A 15,962-nucleotide genomic window follows, 5' to 3' on the forward strand; every position below is an offset into this window, starting at 1 on the left:
CATGGCACATGAAGACACGTACGCGCGACGGCGGCGCCCACGACGTCGACCACGGCACGATCGGATCCGGATCGTCGGGCTGCCGCAGGCCGGACGAACGCGTCGCCCGGTTCGTCGCCGACGCCCTCGGAGGGGCCCGCAACGTGCTCGACGTCGGTGCGGGCGCCGGATCGTACGAGAACGTCGCCGAGGACCTGCCGTTCGCCGACGGCGAGTTCGACGCCGCGATGACGCTGTTCAGCCTGCACCGGTGGAGCGACGCGACCGCCGGCCTCCGGGAGATGCGCCGGGTGACCCGCGGCCCTGTCGTAGTCCTCACCTGCGACCCGGCGACGGTACGGGACTTCTGGCTGTACGACTACGCACCCGAGGTGCTCGACACGGAAGCCCGCCGCCACCCGCCCGTCGACGAGATCGCGGCCGCGCTCGGCGGATCGTGCACGGTCGAAGCCGTGCCGATCCCCCTCGACTGCACCGACGGCTTCAACGAGGCGTACTACGGCCGCCCCGAGATGCTCCTCGACCCGGCGGCCCGCCAGGCCTGCTCCGCCTGGAGCTTCGTCGACGACGGCGTCCGCGAACGCTTCGACCGCGCCCTGCGCCACGACCTGACGTCCGGCACCTGGGACGAGCGCTTCGGCGACCTGCGCACACGACCGACGTTCGAGGGCTCACTCGTCATCGTCCGGGCCACGCCCTGAACCCTGCGGCAGGAACCGGCCGCGCGACCGCGGCGGCAACGCCGAACGGGGTCCCGGAAGGAGTCCGCGCCACCCATCGCCGCCGGGACGGTTCAGGTGCTCCAGGTCGGCCTGAAGAGGGCTGGGCGGCACCGCGAGAACCGGGCAAGGGGCGTGCGCCAGGCAGTGGCGGGCCACGGACGGTCGCAGCACCCTGAGCAGCAGCCCGCGCGAGCCGGTGCCGACGACGAGGAGGTCGCCGGGGTCGTGGACCGCGTCGACGAGGGCGACACCGGGGGTGCCCCGGACCAGGCGCCCGACCGGAGTCACACCCGGCCGGCAGGCGCCGAAGGCTTCGAGGGTCTCGCGCAGCAGCGCGGCCGCCGCGTCCCGGCAGTCGGCCAGTACGGAGGGCCCGCAGGAGGCCCGGCTGCCGGAGCCGCCGCCGGGGGGTTGCCAGGCCATGACGACCACCAGCTCCGCCGCCCGCGCCCGGGACCGGGTCGCGGCCTCGTGCAGGGCCGCCAGGCTCCCCAGGGATCCGTTCGTCCCGACCACGACTCGTCCTCGCACCGTCATGCCTTCCTCTTCGCGGCTCGTCGCGTACAAGGGAAGACCCGACGGGGGCGTGTGGCGGTGGCGTTGACGGCCCCCTGACGCCGGGAGCCGGTTCCCTGGCGGATCCCTGACGCGGCCATCCGCCATCCGCCGACCACCAGCCGCCGCCCGCTGCCCGCTGCCCGTCGATGACGTGTACGGACTCGCCCCGGCATCGTCAAAGCACCGTCAGGAAGTGGTCGGGGCCCCGGGCCGGGGAGCGGCACGGTACCGGGCGACGGCCAGGGTCAGTTGCCGCGCGGCGCGTACATGATGACGGCCATGCCCGCGAGGCAGACCAGCGCGCCGATGACGTCGTAGCGGTCGGGGCGGTAGCCGTCGGCGACCACGCCCCAGGCGATCGAGCCGGCCACGAAGATCCCGCCGTACGCGGCGAGGATGCGGCCGAAGTCGTCGTCGGACTGGAGCGTGGCCACCACCCCGTACAGGCCGAGGGCGATGACTCCGGCACCGATCCAGACCCAGCCCCTGTGCTCGCGGATGCCCTGCCAGACGAGCCAGGCGCCGCCGATCTCGAAGAGGGCGGCCACCACGAACAGGGCGACGGAACGAGCGACGGTCATGAGCGGTGAGCCTACCGGCGGCCCCTCCTCATGACCGAGACGGCGGGTCAGCGTCCCGGGCGCGCTGCCCTTCGGCGGTGTCCGAGGTTGACGGCCGACGCCTTGGCCAGGGCCACGGGGCTCAGGAAGCGCAGTGGGCCGATCAGGCGGGAGCCGAACAGGTGCATGTGGCGCGCGAGCGATGCGTCGCGTGCCGCCGCCGAGAACATCAGCCGTTCCACCGGGTTGAACGGGCGGGCCTTGGCGAAGTCCGCGGCGAGGTACTGGTGGCCGCGCAGCCGGCGCCCGTGCCGGCGGGCGTACCGCGCGAGCGACCGGTCGAGGTCCCCTCGACCGGTCGCGGCCGGCGCGACCTCCTCCGCCAGCCACAGCGCGGACTGCAGGGCCCATCCGCATCCCACCCCCCACAGGGGATCGCCGGTCAGGGCGGCGTCGCCGATGAGCGCGAGGCCCGGGGCGGTCGGCCTGCGGCTGTGGAGGGGGTAGTCGACCAGGCCGATGATCTTCGAGATGCGCTCGGCGTCGTCGATGGGCGGCGCATCGGGCAGGCCACGTACGAACGCGTGGAAGCTGCCCTTCAGGTCCTCCTTGAAGGCGGGCAGTCGCTTCTTGTCCGGGAGCACGGCGAGGACCGTCACCCCGTCGTCATTGGGGAACGCGTACGCCATGTCGGGCTCGAGGAACCAGGTCTGGCCGATCCCGCCCCGCAGCGGGAGGTTGCGGAAGTGCGCGAGATAGCCGAACCGCGTGTTCTCGTGCTGTCGAGCAGCCACCCCGGCGAGCTTCGCCACCGCCGAATCCTTGCCGTCGGCGCCCACGACCAGCCGGGCCCGTATCTCGCGCTCACCGTCCGGCGTCGACGCGCGCACCCCGACGGTACGCCCGCCCGCCCCGACCAGTTCGGTCACCTGGTGGCCGAGGAGGAGATCCACGCCGGGGGTGTCCGCCGCGTGGGACCTGATCAGCGGATCGAGGACGCTGCGCCGGATGTTGTAGCCGTACGGCAGCTCGGGCCCCGCCGGCGCGGCCCTCGGCTCGATCCATCCCCAACGGGTGTGCCAGCGGGCCTCGCTGCGGACGGCCCCCGCCTTCTCCAGGGCGGGGACGAGGCCGAGTTCGTCCAGCACCGGGTAGGCGTTGGCCGTGAGGGAGTGGGTGCACAGCACCTTGTACGCCTCGGGATCCGAGCGACGCTCAAGGAGCGCGACGCGGACACCGCGTCGGGCCAGCAGGATCGCCGCGGCACTGCCGGCGAGGCCGGCTCCACTGATGACGACGTCGTAGTCCTCCACGTCGCCCACGTCGCCCACGTCGCCCACGTCGTTCGCGTCGTCCACGTCGTCCGCCGCGCTCTCAGGCCTGGTCATGCGCCGATCGCCCCCTTCGAGGAGTGCTGCCGTTCGTGGGAGTGGTGCGATGCCCGCCCTGCCTGTGGGACAGGTCCTGTCAGGCACATGACCGAGTGTAGAGAGCCCGGGATTCGTTGATCGAGATCCGGGCCCGTGGTGTGAGGGCACGGCGGCACGGCGGCGGTACGCGAAAACGGATGGCGTGACATCCGGACCCGGCGGATCATTCGAAGGGTCCGCGCTCTTAGCAAGCCCGCTCACCTGTCCGGGAGAAGTCGCGATGGCCGTCACCCCGTCCGAGCCCCCCGAGCCGTCCCAGCCGGCCCCGTCGACCCAACCGTCCCAGCCGGCCCCGTCGAACCAGCCGACCCAGCCGTCCGGTTCCCGGCCCGAGGTCCGCTCACTGGCCGGTGTGGTCCGCGGTACGCATGAGGCGGGTGTGGCGGTCTTCCGGGGCATCCCGTTCGCCGAGCCCCCCGTCGGCGCGCTGCGCTTCGCCGCGCCCCGGCCCGCGCGGAGCTGGAGCGGGGTGCGGGAGGCCGTCTCGTACGGGCCGCCGCCCCCGCAGGCCGGGCATTTCGGCATGGACGCCCTGTCGCGGGAAGCGCCGGGCGACGACTGGCTGACGGTCAACGTCTGGTCACCCGAACCGACCCCCGGCGCCGGGCTGCCGGTCATGGTCTGGATCCAGGGCGGCGCGTACGTCTTCGGGATGTCCGGTCTCCCCGAGTACGACGGCGGCCGCCTCGCCCGGGACGGCGGCGTGGTCCTGGTGACCTTCAACTACCGCGTCGGCATCGAGGGCTTCGGGCAGATCGAGGGGGCTCCGCCCAACCGCGGGCTGCTCGACCAGGTCGCCGCCCTGGAATGGGTGCGCGACAACATCCGGGCCTTCGGCGGCGACCCCGAGCGGGTCACGGTCTTCGGCCAGTCGGCGGGCGGGGGCTCCGTCGCCGCCCTGCTCGCGATGGACCGGGCGGCCGGGCTCTTCCGCCGGGCCGTCGCGCAGAGCGTGCAGGGCACGTACTTCTCCCCCGACCTCGCCTCGGACATCGCCGCGGCCTGCGCCGCCGAACTGGGGCTGCGGCCCACGGTGGCCGACCTGTCCGACGTGCCCCCGTACGACCTGCCGGCCGCGGGCGACGCGCTCGGCGCCACGATGGACCGGTGGGCGGACCGCTGGGGCCGGCCCGCGTACCGGACGATCCCCTTCTCGCCGGTCGTCGACGGCGACATCCTGCCCACCACACCGTGGCAGGCCCTGTCCGACGGCGCCGGCCGTGACGTCGAGCTCGTCGTCGGCCACACCCGCCACGAGCAGCGCCTGTTCACCGCGGTCACCGGCCTGCTCGGAGAGGTGAGCGAGGAGCAGGCGGCGGCCGCCCTCCGCTTCCTCGCTCCGGGCCCTGACGGCGCGCGCCGGTACCGCGAGGCCTTTCCGACGGCGGACCCGGACGGGCTGTACGAACTGGTCCACTCCGACTGGCTCTTCCGCATGCCGTCGCTCCACCTCGCCGAAGCCCAGGCTGCCGCCGGCGGTCGCACCCATGTGTACGAGCTGACGTGGGCCGCCCCCGGCATGGGCGGCGCCTTCGGCGCCTGCCACGGTCTCGACGTACCCCTTGTCTTCGGCAATCTGGACCGCGGCCAGCCCGCCGTGCTGATCGGTGAGGAGCCCTCCCCGGAGGCAGAGGCCCTGTCCGCCCGGATGCGCGCCGCCTGGACGTCCTTCGCCGCCCACGGCGACCCCGGCTGGCCCGCGTACGACACCGGGCAACGGCTCGTCCAGGTCTTCGACACCCACCCCGCCGTCACCTCCTACCCGGAGGAGGCCTCCCGCCTGATCTGGCGGGACCACGCCTTCCCCGTGCTCTCGGTGGTCACGTGATCGCTTGCCCGTCGGCCGCGGTGGTGGGTGCGACGTCCGGCATGATCACCCAGGTGCGCCCGCCCCGGCGAGCGGAGCCGAGCGCGTCCCGCCTCTCCGTTCCGCCGGCCGGTCCGGGCGCCCTGCGACCGACTCGTCACACAGGAGACGCCACCCCATGAGTACGCCCCTCGCGACGCCCGGAGCAGCGCGGACCGACGAATCGTCCGTCCGGATCGGCGCTCTCGTCCCGCTGACCCCGCCCGGCTGGGTCGAGGCCGGCCGCCACCTGCTCGCCGGACTCGAACTGGCCGTCCGCGAGGTCAACGAAGCCGGCGGGATCGGCGGCACCGGGGGGACCGACGGGATCGGCGCGACCGGCGGAAGGCCGCTCGAACTGGTGGTCCGGGACACCGCGGCCGACCCGCGACGGGCCGCGGCGGCCGTGGAGGAGCTGGCCGGCCTGGGCGTGGCCGCTCTGGCCGGTGAGTACCACAGCGTCGTCGCCCGCGCCGTCGCCGCCAGGGCCGACGCCCTCGGCCTGCCGTACCTCTGCTCGTCGGCCGTCCTCGACGCGCTCACCGAAGAGCCGACGGACCTGGTGGCGCGCCTCGCCCCCGCGCAGTCCCACGGCTGGCGGATCTACGCGGACTTCCTCCTGGCCGCCGGTCACCGTCGTATCGCCGTCGCCGCCCAGCCGAGCGTCTACTGGGCGTCCGGGACCCGCGTTCTGCGGGACCACCTCGCTCCTCGCGGCGGCACCGTCGTCCCGCTCGACATGGGCGGGCTCACGCCCACGGCGGTGTGCGACGCCCTCGTCGACCAGCGCGCCACCGCTCTCCTCCTGCTGGTGGGCCACCCCGAGCCGGCCGTGCCGCTCGTCCGGGCCGTCCGCCGCGACCGGCGGCTCGCCGAGATCCTGATCGGCGCTCCGGCGGGGCAGCCGGAGTTCGCCACGTGGGCGGCGTCGCTCGGCGACGACGGCGCCGCGATCCCGTTCCTGCGCTACCTGCCCGAGCGCTTCGGCCCGCTCGGCGCCCGAGTCGGGACGGCCCTGCGCGAGCGGCTGGGCGAAGCGCCCTCCTTCGTCGCCTACGAGGGCTACGACACCCTCACCGTCCTCGCCGGCCTGCTGCGCACCCACGGCACGGACCGGGCGGGCATCGCGAAGTCCTGGCCGCTCGTCGACGTCGAGGGCACCCGCGGGCAGATCCGGCTCTCCCGCACGCCGGGCATCGGCGTGTGGCAGTGGGCGTGGCCGCCCGTCCAGGTCGTCGACCGCGATCCGGCGGCGCCCGAACGTTTCCGCGTCCTTCACACGGGACCGGCCTGAACCCGCTACCAGTAGCGCTCCAGGGCCCCTTCCTTGTACGGGGCCGGGCTCACGCTGAGTTCGCCTGCGAAGGGGCGGTCCAGGACGAAGACCAGGAGCAGGCTGAAGCCGATCAGGGCGGCGACGGAGGCGACGAACAGGAGCTGGATCCGCAGCTTGCGCATGCCGTACAGGAAGGTGAGCGGGATCAGGACGAAGGCGCCGCCGAAGGCGAGAACCTGGAGGAGCGGGGGCAGTTCCTGTTCGGCCATGGTCAGGCGCGCCCGGCGCTGCGCGGCCACGCCGTTGAGGTGGCTGACGGCCTCCTCGTAGAAGACCTCTTCGCGCGGGGTCTTCGGGTCGTAGGCCTGGAGAACGTCGTAGACGGTCTGGAGCTTCGTGGCGGTGGCCCCGTAACTCGGCTGCCCCTCCCGCATCCGGGGCCACTGGACCTCGACGACCGAATGGACGTAGCCGCTGAGCGCGTCGTCGACGCGGGCGCGGACCGGGGGCGGGAAGGCGGCGGCGTCGCGGGCGATGAGCGCGACGTCGGTGGCCTCGGAGGCCACGATGTTCTGCGTGCTCTCCAGCTGCGTCCAGAGGGTCACGATGACGAAGGCGAGGATGATCCCGTAGATCGCACCGAACATGCCCAGGGTCACCCCGACCATGTCGTTGTGCTCCCCGTCGGACAGGGACGGGTGCCTGCGGCGCAGCAGCACGCTGCCGGCCACCGCCACGAGGACGGTTCCGCCGACGGTGACCACGGCCAGGGTGAAGGTGCTGAATTGATTGAGCAGCCAGAGCGACATGTGCGGGAAGTCTAGGGATTCGGCCACCGTCGCCCGGTGCACGCGCAGCGCCCGTTCCCCGCCGCAACCGCCGGAGCGCACGCCTGCGCGCGGGTGCGTGCCGCGGACGTCCGCACCCGAGGTTCACACCATCGAGTGAGCGGGCCGCCGCCGTCCCGCCCCGGGCGTCCCGCCGACGCCGTCCCGCCGAGGTCGTGTCAGTCGTGTGCGTGTCAGTCGAGGGCGTGTCAGTCGAGGGCGTGTCAATCGAGGGTGCTCTGCCCGCCCGCCTCCTCGTCGACGGCGTACGGGTGGACGTAACGGTCGTCGTCGAACGGGGTGAACCACGTGCCGATCGCCAGCGGCGTGACGCCCATGCCGGCGAGGGCGGGGTCCTCGTCGACGCCGTCCCGCGCGTCGTCGTAGAGCCACTCGAAGTCCATGTCCTCGTACACCTCGCCGGCGAAGCGGCCCAGGGCTTCCGCGACGTCGTCGCCGAGGAGCCCGTACAGGTCGAGCGTCGAGTGCGCCTGCTGCAGGAGCAGTTTCAGTACGAGCTCCTCCGCGAGACAGCCGAGCTCACGGAAGCTCCCGTCGGTGAACCGGGTGGTCAGGGCTATGGCGGTCACGAGGAAGCGGCGCGCGAAGAGTTCGTCGTACGCGAGGCCGTAGCGCGGCGGAAGCTCGGTGAGGTGCCACAGTTCGGCCCGGCACTCGGCGACGTTGGTCTCCTCGTCCGCGAGGGTCTGGATGTCGTCGTACAGCTCGTCGATGAGGACCTCCGCGGCGTAGACCAGGGCTCCGGCGGCCAGTTCGACGGCCTCGGAGACGATGGCGACCGGCGCGCCGCCTTCCGGGGGCTCCTGCTGCGCCCCGTGATCCCGCTGGTCCCTCGACTCCCCGTGCGTCCCCTGCTCCCCCTGCTCCCCCTGCTCCCCCTGTTCCCCCTGTTCCCTCGGCTCTCCCCGCTCCTCGGGGTCGGCGCCGCCGAAGAAGAGGGGACCGAAGGAGATCAGGCGCGGGGCCAGGGCGCGGATCTGGAGCTCCAGTTCGGCCTGGTCCTCGTCGTCGTCCCCGCTCCCGTCGGCGCCGTCGGTGGGCTGGGCGGGGTGCGTGACGTCAGCGGGGCCGGCCCCCGCCGTGTGGTGGGCGCGGCGGGCCCGGAGGTCGCTGGGCGGCGCGTCCGGCCCGTCGGCGGCCTCCAGGCTCTCGCGGATCAGATCGATGTGGAGTTTGACCTCGCTGCTCTCGACCACCCAGCCGGCGAGGAGCTCGGAGCGTTCGAGGACCTCCGCGGCGACGGAGCCGACGGCGTCCTCCGCGGTCTCCAGGGAGGGAGCGTGGACGAACACCTTGACGATCGACCCGCGCGGGTGGACGGCGACGATCGTCTCCAGGACGTCCACCTCGACCCCGCCGGGCCCCTCGATGCCCTCCACCGCGTCGAAGCCGTGCTCCAGGAGTGCGGACGCGCCGACCTGTTGCAGCGCGTCCAACTCGTCGGCACCGTCGGGCAGGCACGTTTCCACTGTTACGACGTAGCTCACGTCGGCAAGCGTGCCAGGCGAGGACCCGTCGTCGGGGCGGAATCCCGGGAGAACACGGCGCTGTCGGGGAGTTCCTTCCGCCCCGTGCGGTTGCCTGCGCCACGAGCCCCGTCCGCCGGCGATCCTACGAGCCGCCCGTCCTCCACCGCGCGCGTGTCTCCGTGGGTCCGGGTGCGGCGGAGAGGCCCTGGACACGGCGCCGGCGCCCTGTCGGCGACCGTCCGGACCCCAGGGCCGCCCCGGTGACCCCGATGGCGCCGAACGAGTGGACTTGGCGGGTGGTGGGGCGGGGCGGGGGGCCGGCGTGCGGGGTGGCGGTGGTGATGTGGCCGTCCCTGCCCGTGACCCTGGAAGAGGTCTGTCGACATGCGACGTACCCGCTATCGCCGATTGTTCGCCGCGACGGTCCTCGTGGCCTCCGTCCTCGCGCCGATGGCGGCGACTCCCGCCACGTCCGTGCACGCCGCCGCCGTCGACCGGCACGGTGACGACGACTGTCCGCCCGGCGGGCTGGGGCCCGAACTGACCGCCCGGCTCGACAAGACGATCGCGGACGTCCGCAAGCAGGCCGGCATCCCCGGTGTCGTGGTGGGGATCTGGATGCCCGGCAAGGGGAGCTACGTCCGTGCCACCGGGGTCGCCGACAAGGTCACCCGCGAGCCGATGTTCACCGATTCCTTCGTCCGGATCGGCAGCGAGACCAAGACCTTCACGGTCACCGCGCTGCTCAAGCTCGTCGACGAGGGCCGTATCGGCCTCGACGACCCGATCGCCAAGTACGTCCGCGGCGTCCCGAACGGCCCCCGGATCACCTTGCGTCACCTCGCGGAGATGCGCAGCGGCCTCTTCCCGTACACCGCCGACGAAAACTTCGTCCACGACCTGCTGAGCGACCCGCAGCGCCCGTTCACCCCGTGGGAATCGCTCGCGTACGGCTTCAAGCACAAGAACACCTTCAAGCCCGGCGCGCAGTTCCAGTACTCCAACAGCAATCTCGTCCTCCTCGGCCTCGTGATCGAGAAGGTCACCGGTCAGCGGCTCGAGGACTTCATCGAGCGGCGGGTGCTCCGCCCGGCCCGTCTGCGGCACACGCTCTTCCCCGAGGGCCCCGAGTTCCCCGAGCCGCACGCCCGCGGCTACACCGACCAGACGCTGACCGGCACGACCGCCGACGCCACCGACTGGAACCCCAGCTGGGCCTGGGCGGCCGGTGCGATGATCTCGGACCTGCACGACCTGCGCCGCTGGGCCAAGATCCTCGCCACCGGCGAGCTGCTGAGCCCCGAGACGCAGGCGCAGCGCCTGAAGACGCTGCCGACCGGCGTCCCCGGCCTGAGCTACGGCCTCGGGATCTTCGATGCCGACGGCTGGATCGGGCACAACGGCTCCATCCCCGGCTACGAGACCGTGACGGTCTACCTGCCCTCGCAGAAGGCCACCATGGTCCTCATGCTCAACACCGACTCCCAGGTGGGGGGCCAGGAGCCGTCCACCCTGCTCGCCCGGGCGATCACGGCGGTCATCACCCCGGACAACGTCTACGACGGCGGCGGGATCTCCCCGCGCTGAGGTCCCTGCGTCGAGGCCTCGGCGTGCCACCTCCTTGAGGGGAGCGACGACGCGCTCGACGTTCTGGTCTTCTCCGGGACCTCGTCGACCATTCGCTGCTCGAGGTCACGGCCGATCCGGTCGGCACCAGGTTCCCTATGCGGCAGGCCGTAAGGGAGTTCAGCGCGGGCCGGGGGGTCGAGGCGGGCGAGGAGAAGGGCATCGAGCGCCGATTCGGTTCCTGGGCAAGGGACTTCGGGCTCGCTCACCATGACGCGCCCTTCGACTCGCGCTCGACTCCGACGGCGGAGACGGCCGAAAAAGAAGGGCGAGAAGGTGTACTCACCTCTCGCCACTTACAACTTATACCGCACAGGGGGGCTTGCGGCAAGGCCCCCGGCGTAGCGCAGAATCTCTCTCCTCAGCCCCGGACCTGCAGAGAAGAGACTCAACCAGTGCGTGTGCTTTCGTCGGTGGACCAGTCGTGCGGCACCCGTGCCTTCGACCTTCCCGACCGCCTCTCCCCCAAGGCCGACCCGGCTCTGATCGCCGGTGACGAGCGGCACTTCGCGGCCATCGCGAAGAGCCTCGAGGAGACGATCGCCGAACTGTCCGACCGGCTCGACGCCACGCGCAAGGCCCCTGGCGGCGCCGGCCGGGAGGCGATGGACCGTGACGCCGAGATCCACCGGCTGACGGGGCGTCTGCGCACCCTGCGCCGCTTCGGCCTGGACCTGTGCCTCGGGCGCATCGTCGCCACGGAAGGCGCGGAAGGTACGGGAGTCACGGACGGGGTGGACGGCGGCGACGGCTCGGAGCCCGTGTACATCGGGCGTCTCGGCCTCACCGACAGCACCGGCCGTCGTCTCCTCGTCGACTGGCGCTCGCCCGCGGCCGAGCCCTTCTTCGCGGCGACCCACGCCAACCCGATGGGCCTTTCGAGCCGCCGCAGGTACCGCTGGAGCGGCGGCCGGATCAGTGACTACTGGGACGAGGTGTTCACCGCCGACGGCCTCGAGGAGCACGCGGCACTCGACGACCAGTCCGCGTTCATCGCCAGCCTGGGCAGCAGCCGTTCGCCCCGGATGCGCGACGTGCTCGCCACCATCCAGGCCGACCAGGACGCCATCATCCGGGCGGGCTCCCGCGGCACGCTCGTCGTCGACGGCGGACCGGGTACGGGAAAGACCGTCGTCGCGCTGCACCGCTCCGCGCACCTGCTGTACGCGGACCCGCGCCTCGGGCACCGTCGCGGCGGCGTCCTGTTCGTCGGCCCGCACCAGCCGTACCTGGCGTACGTCGCCGACGTCCTGCCCAGCCTCGGTGAGGAGGGCGTACAGACCTGCACCGTGCGGGACCTCGTCGCCGAGGGCGCCAAGGCGGCGACCGAGCGCGACCCCGAGGTGGCGCGGCTGAAGTCGTCCGCCGGCATGGTGCGGGCGATCGAGGCGGCCGTCCGGTTCTACGAGGAGCCGCCCACCCACGGGATGACGGTCTCGACCGACTGGGCCGACGTCCGGCTGACCGTCCGCGACTGGGCCGAGGCGTTCGAGGCGCCGGAGGCGGGGACGCCGCACAACGAGGCGCGCGAGCAGATCTGGGAGGAGCTGGGCTCGATCCTCCTGGGCAAGCTCGGCGACGAGGTCCCGGAGGACGAGTTCCGCCGGGCGCTGCGGCAGGACGAGGAGGTGGCCGGGGCCCTCCACGGCGCGTGGCCGCTGCTCGAGGCGACCGACCTGGTCGGCGACCTGTGGTCGGTCCCCGCCTACCTGCGGAAGTGCGCCCCGTGGCTGGACCGCGAGGAGGTCCGGACGCTCCAGCGCGAGGACGCGCAGGCCTGGACGGTGTCCGACCTGCCGCTCCTGGACGCGGCGCGGCAGCGGCTCGGCGACCCGGAGGCGGCACGGCGGAAGCGCCGGCAGCAGGCCACCGTCGCCGCCGAACGCGCGCGCATGGCCGATGTCATCGCCGACGTCCTCGCCGCCGACGTCGACGGCGAGGGCGCGGTGACGATGCTGCGCGGGCAGGACCTCAAGGACAGTCTGGTCGACGAGACCGCGCTGCCCGGCGTCGAGCCCGACCTGCTGGCCGGCCCGTTCGCGCACATCGTGGTGGACGAGGCGCAGGAACTGACGGACGCCGAGTGGCAGATGCTGCTGCTCCGCTGCCCGTCCCGCAGCTTCACCATCGTCGGTGACCGCGCGCAGGCGAGGCAGGGCTTCACGGAGTCGTGGCAGGACCGGCTGGAGCGGGTCGGGCTCGACCGGATCACCGTGGCGTCGCTGAGCATCAACTACCGGACGCCTGAGGAGGTCATGGCGGAGGCCGAGCCGGCGATCCGGGCCGCACTGCCGGACGCGAACGTGCCGACGTCGGTCCGCAGCAGCGGCATCCCCGTCGTCCACGACTCGGTGACGGAACTGGACGCGATCCTCGACGAGTGGCTCGACGCCCACGCCGACGGGACCGCGTGTGTGATCGGAGATCCCCGGTTCCGGCCGAGGCCCCGCGTGCAGTCGCTCACGCCGAGCCTGTCGAAGGGCCTGGAGTTCGACCTGGTCGTCCTCGTCGACCCGGAGAAGTACGGCGTGGGCATCGAGGGAGCGGTCGACCGTTATGTGGCGATGACCCGTGCGACCAGCCGGCTCGTCGTCCTGACCAGCGCCTGACGGCGAGCGGGACCGCGTCCGGAGGCCCGGCCCGGCACCTGCCCTGGTGCCGGGCCGGGGCTCCCCTGCCTCCGTGGGGCGAACCGGTGTCGCGCGTGGGCGCGCCACGGACGTTCCTGCGATGACATGACGTATCGATAGGTGCATGACTCAGACACGCGCACACGCCGCCGCTCCCGTTCACCACGACCAGGTCGTTCCCGGTGGGGAGTGCCCCGAGGTCGCGTCGCTTGTCGCGCCGTACCTGCGCATCATCCGTTCCGCTCTTCCCCCCGTAGAGGCGGAACGATTCTTCGTGCGGGCTCTGGACGCGCACGAGGAGGAGCGGCGCCGGGCGGGCGCCCCGCAGCTCGGATTCAGCGCGTACCTCTCGGACGGGCTCGGTGAGACCTGGGGCGGTTCCCTGGCGCACACCTCCGCCTGGGAGGCCATGCAGGCGATCCGCCAGCTCGTCCGCAAGGCACCGCGCGCGGACCTCGCCGCGTACCTGCGACTCGGCCTCCGGCTGGTCCGCGAACTCGGCACCGCGACCCCAAGCCGCACGCCGGTACCGGTGGGCGCCTGACCCCGCCCCCGCGTCCGGCGCTCAGCCCTCCGAAGGATTTCGCTCGTTCTCCGGCCTGTCCCGCAGCCAGGCGTCCGGTCCCGGGTCGCCGCCCTCGGCGCGGGTCGCGAGCCGGTCCACATAGTGCTGCCAGCTCTCCGCGTGGGCCTCACAGGCCTCCGAGGAGGGCAGGCCGCTGTGGATCATGCGGAGGAGGGTGCCGTCCGGGGTGGGTGCGAGGGTGATCTCGACCGTGCTGGAGCCCGGCGGGACGGGCAGGGGGCCGGACTCCCAGCCCCAGCTGAAGACGATCCGCCGGTGCGGGTCGACGGTGATGAAGCGGCCGGAGGCGATGCTCTCCCCGGTGACCCGGGTACGGTACGAGCCGCCCGGCTCGAAGGAGAACGAGCCGTCGGCGCCCATCCACGACAGCCACTTCTCCCGGTCGGCGAGGAAGCCGAAGACGGTCTCGGGGCGGGCCGCGATGCGCCGCTCGAGGGTGACGGTGTCCATGGGGGTCGGGGGGATCGTCATCAGGGCTTCTCGCTTCGTTCGGCCTCTTCGGCGAGCCGGGCCCAGGGTGTCGGGCCTGGTGGCCCGCATGGCCCGTCCTTGCGCAGCGTAACGAGACCGGCGCCCCGCAGCACGTCGAGGCACTGGGGGACGGCACCGCCTGGAGACGTCCGCCGCTCCTGGGATGTTGGACCGGAGAATGAGAACAGGAATCTCGTAGAAAGCTCACAATCACCGACTGAATCGTGGGATTCGGCTGGCATGCACGGTTCCTCGCTCCGGCGGTCGGGTATCACTGGGCGCAGTCGCCCGTACCGGCCGTCCGAAGGGGATCCCGATGAGTCGACCCAGCGCTCCGCCCGCCGCGCACGGCGCTCCCGCGGAGGTGTCCACCGCGTTCACGCTGTGGGGGGAGGTGGCCGAGCCGACACGTCTGACCGTCGCCGATCTCCGGACGGGCTGGGAACAGCACCGCGCCGAGGTCGTCTTCGACTGCGCCACGGCCGGGCCCCAGCACCACACCTTCGAAGGGCCGCTGCTCCGCGAGGTGCTCCGCCACGTCCGGCCTGACTTCGACCCCGCCCGGCGCAAGGAGCGCTCGCGGTTCCTGCTCACCGTGAGCGGGGGCGACGGCCATCACACGGTGCTGTCCTGGGCGGAGATCGACGCCGACTTCGGCAACGCCCCCGTCCTCCTCGCGACCCGTATGGACGACGAGGACCTCGACGTGACCGGCACCCAGCTCGTCGTTCCCTCCGACCGGTGCGGCGCCCGGTACGTCAGCGCCGTGACCGGGATCTGGATCGGGGCCTGCCCTGCGCCGATGCCGATGTCGGTGCCGGCACCGGTACCGGCCTGACCTGGGAGCAGGTCGCCCCGCGTGCGGTCAGTCGGGCAGGCCGACCGCGCGTTCGCCGTTGCGGCGTTGCTGGACGACGACCGCGACGACGAGCAGGACTCCCTGGGCGACGTTCTGCCAGAAGGAGTTGATGCCCTGCACCGTGAGGCCGTTCTCCAGACAGCCGAGGAGGGCGACCGCGAGGAGGGTGCCGCCGATACCGCCCTTGCCTCCGCGCAGGGCGCAGCCGCCGAGGGCCGCCGCCGTGATGGCCTTGAGTTCGAGGCCCTCGCTGCCGGACGTGGGCTGCCCGGATCCGGTCCGGGCCGTGAGCAGGATGCCGGCGACGGCCGCGACGATGCCGATCAGGGCGTACACCGCGATCAGGTACCGGTTGATCCGGATGCCGGCGAGCCGGGCGGCGGTGTCGTTGCCGCCGATGGCGTAGATGTTGCGCCCGATGTCGGTGTACGTGAGGAGGACGTGCACGACGACGGCGACGACCGCGAGGATCCAGACCATCACCGGAAGCCCGGCGATGCTGCCCCGGCCGAGGAACACGAACAGGTCGTCGTCGAGGACGTACCCCTGGGCGCGGCCGTCGGAGAGCAGCTGCGCCAGGCCCTTGTAGGCGGCCAGGCCGGCGAGGGTGGCGATGGTCGGGTTGACGCGGCCGTGGACGATGACGAGCCCGTTGAGGACACCGACCAGGACGCCGACGCCGAGGGCCGCGGCCACACCGACGACCGCGTTCGATCCGGTGCCGGTGAAGGCCATGGCGCTGACGACGGAGGCGACGCCGACCTGGGAGCCGACGGAGATGTCGAGTCCGCCGCAGATGACGACGACCGTCTGGACGACGGCGAGCAGGCCGGTGATGGTCGCGGCCTCCGCGATCACCCGCATGTTGGTGAGGCTGAGGAAGTTCTCGTCGAGCGTGCCGAAGAGGACGACGACGAGCAGCAGGGCACCGACGAGACCGAGGTTCTGACCGCCTGCCCGTGCGAGGAACCCGCCCACACCGGCGGGACGGACGCCCGGCCCCGGGGAGTCGGCCGTCGGGCGGCGGGGGTCGGTGGTGAGGGACGACATCAGGGGGCTCCAGGGGTGGGGGTCACGGACG

At 72.7% G+C, this 15,962-nt stretch carries 14 protein-coding genes; 7 read left to right on the top strand and 7 right to left on the bottom strand.

The window, feature by feature from the left end:
• Positions 1 to 8 precede the first annotated feature (8 nt).
• Complete coding sequence (locus E0F75_RS34080; RefSeq protein WP_229314833.1) at positions 9 to 701, top strand: class I SAM-dependent methyltransferase; 693 nt, start codon at positions 9 to 11, stop codon at positions 699 to 701.
• Here the strand turns inward: E0F75_RS34080 and E0F75_RS34085 are convergent.
• The 3 genes from E0F75_RS34085 to E0F75_RS34095 all read right to left on the bottom strand — a co-directional run bounded on the left by E0F75_RS34085 (position 672) and on the right by E0F75_RS34095 (position 3,228).
• Positions 672 to 1,238, bottom strand: coding sequence for a universal stress protein (locus tag E0F75_RS34085; RefSeq protein WP_308189629.1), 567 nt, complete (start codon positions 1,236 to 1,238; stop codon positions 672 to 674). The two genes, E0F75_RS34080 and E0F75_RS34085, sit on opposite strands and share 30 nt — an antisense overlap.
• A 287-nt stretch (positions 1,239 to 1,525) precedes the next feature.
• Entirely contained in the window at positions 1,526 to 1,861 is a 336-nt protein-coding gene (locus E0F75_RS34090) for a YnfA family protein (protein WP_229314835.1), read from the bottom strand.
• Between the two features lie 47 nt (positions 1,862 to 1,908).
• Complete coding sequence (locus tag E0F75_RS34095) at positions 1,909 to 3,228, bottom strand: NAD(P)/FAD-dependent oxidoreductase (RefSeq protein WP_229314836.1); 1,320 nt, start codon at positions 3,226 to 3,228, stop codon at positions 1,909 to 1,911.
• A 262-nt stretch (positions 3,229 to 3,490) separates the two neighbouring features.
• Between E0F75_RS34095 and E0F75_RS34100 the strand changes: the two genes are divergently transcribed.
• Positions 3,491 to 5,098 carry a carboxylesterase/lipase family protein gene (locus E0F75_RS34100; protein WP_229314837.1) on the top strand — a complete coding sequence of 536 codons (1,608 nt, stop codon included), beginning with the start codon at positions 3,491 to 3,493 and terminating at the stop codon, positions 5,096 to 5,098.
• Positions 5,099 to 5,255: 157 nt separating this feature from the next.
• Positions 5,256 to 6,410: an ABC transporter substrate-binding protein gene (locus E0F75_RS34105; RefSeq protein WP_229314838.1), complete on the top strand. Its 1,155-nt coding sequence runs from the start codon at positions 5,256 to 5,258 to the stop codon at positions 6,408 to 6,410.
• 5 nt (positions 6,411 to 6,415) lie between these two features.
• Here E0F75_RS34105 and E0F75_RS34110 read toward each other — a convergent pair whose 3' ends face one another.
• Positions 6,416 to 7,201, bottom strand: coding sequence for a DUF4239 domain-containing protein (locus tag E0F75_RS34110; RefSeq protein ID WP_229314839.1), 786 nt, complete (start codon positions 7,199 to 7,201; stop codon positions 6,416 to 6,418).
• A gap of 242 nt (positions 7,202 to 7,443) precedes the next feature.
• Positions 7,444 to 8,727 (bottom strand): hypothetical protein, encoded by a 1,284-nt coding sequence (locus E0F75_RS34115; protein WP_229314840.1) that lies wholly within the window; start codon positions 8,725 to 8,727, stop codon positions 7,444 to 7,446.
• A 366-nt stretch (positions 8,728 to 9,093) separates the two neighbouring features.
• On the opposite strand from E0F75_RS34115, the gene E0F75_RS34120 reads away from it, so the two are divergent.
• From E0F75_RS34120 to E0F75_RS34130, 3 genes are all read left to right on the top strand, one after another.
• Positions 9,094 to 10,296: a serine hydrolase gene (locus E0F75_RS34120; protein ID WP_229314841.1), complete on the top strand. Its 1,203-nt coding sequence runs from the start codon at positions 9,094 to 9,096 to the stop codon at positions 10,294 to 10,296.
• 434 nt (positions 10,297 to 10,730) lie between these two features.
• Positions 10,731 to 12,944 (top strand): RNA polymerase recycling motor ATPase HelR, encoded by a 2,214-nt coding sequence (gene helR / locus E0F75_RS34125; protein ID WP_229314842.1) that lies wholly within the window; start codon positions 10,731 to 10,733, stop codon positions 12,942 to 12,944.
• Positions 12,945 to 13,089: 145 nt separating this feature from the next.
• A complete protein-coding gene (locus E0F75_RS34130; RefSeq protein ID WP_229314843.1) occupies positions 13,090 to 13,509 on the top strand; it encodes a hypothetical protein in 420 nt (139 codons plus the stop codon).
• A 21-nt stretch (positions 13,510 to 13,530) separates the two neighbouring features.
• Here E0F75_RS34130 and E0F75_RS34135 read toward each other — a convergent pair whose 3' ends face one another.
• Positions 13,531 to 14,022 (bottom strand): SRPBCC domain-containing protein, encoded by a 492-nt coding sequence (locus tag E0F75_RS34135; protein ID WP_229314844.1) that lies wholly within the window; start codon positions 14,020 to 14,022, stop codon positions 13,531 to 13,533.
• Positions 14,023 to 14,338: 316 nt separating this feature from the next.
• Here E0F75_RS34135 and E0F75_RS34140 point away from each other — a divergent pair, with 316 nt between their 5' ends.
• Positions 14,339 to 14,860, top strand: coding sequence for a molybdopterin-dependent oxidoreductase (locus E0F75_RS34140; RefSeq protein ID WP_229314845.1), 522 nt, complete (start codon positions 14,339 to 14,341; stop codon positions 14,858 to 14,860).
• 27 nt (positions 14,861 to 14,887) lie between these two features.
• Here E0F75_RS34140 and E0F75_RS34145 read toward each other — a convergent pair whose 3' ends face one another.
• Entirely contained in the window at positions 14,888 to 15,931 is a 1,044-nt protein-coding gene (locus E0F75_RS34145) for an ABC transporter permease (RefSeq protein WP_229314846.1), read from the bottom strand.
• Positions 15,932 to 15,962 lie beyond the last annotated feature (31 nt).

The organism is Streptomyces sp. CB02980, from assembly GCF_014451325.2.
GTDB lineage: Bacteria > Actinomycetota > Actinomycetes > Streptomycetales > Streptomycetaceae > Streptomyces.

Excerpts from the sequence above, each read along its gene's own strand:
- E0F75_RS34080 (WP_229314833.1), top strand. The coding sequence starts at position 9 with ATGAAGACACGTACGCGCGACGGCGGCGCCCACGACGTCGACCACGGC.
- E0F75_RS34090 (WP_229314835.1), bottom strand. The coding sequence starts at position 1,861 with ATGACCGTCGCTCGTTCCGTCGCCCTGTTCGTGGTGGCCGCCCTCTTC.
- E0F75_RS34095 (WP_229314836.1), bottom strand. The coding sequence starts at position 3,228 with ATGACCAGGCCTGAGAGCGCGGCGGACGACGTGGACGACGCGAACGAC.
- E0F75_RS34100 (WP_229314837.1), top strand. The coding sequence starts at position 3,491 with ATGGCCGTCACCCCGTCCGAGCCCCCCGAGCCGTCCCAGCCGGCCCCG.
- E0F75_RS34105 (WP_229314838.1), top strand. The coding sequence starts at position 5,256 with ATGAGTACGCCCCTCGCGACGCCCGGAGCAGCGCGGACCGACGAATCG.
- E0F75_RS34110 (WP_229314839.1), bottom strand. The coding sequence starts at position 7,201 with ATGTCGCTCTGGCTGCTCAATCAATTCAGCACCTTCACCCTGGCCGTG.
- E0F75_RS34120 (WP_229314841.1), top strand. The coding sequence starts at position 9,094 with ATGCGACGTACCCGCTATCGCCGATTGTTCGCCGCGACGGTCCTCGTG.
- E0F75_RS34130 (WP_229314843.1), top strand. The coding sequence starts at position 13,090 with ATGACTCAGACACGCGCACACGCCGCCGCTCCCGTTCACCACGACCAG.
- E0F75_RS34135 (WP_229314844.1), bottom strand. The coding sequence starts at position 14,022 with ATGACGATCCCCCCGACCCCCATGGACACCGTCACCCTCGAGCGGCGC.
- E0F75_RS34140 (WP_229314845.1), top strand. The coding sequence starts at position 14,339 with ATGAGTCGACCCAGCGCTCCGCCCGCCGCGCACGGCGCTCCCGCGGAG.
- E0F75_RS34145 (WP_229314846.1), bottom strand. The coding sequence starts at position 15,931 with ATGTCGTCCCTCACCACCGACCCCCGCCGCCCGACGGCCGACTCCCCG.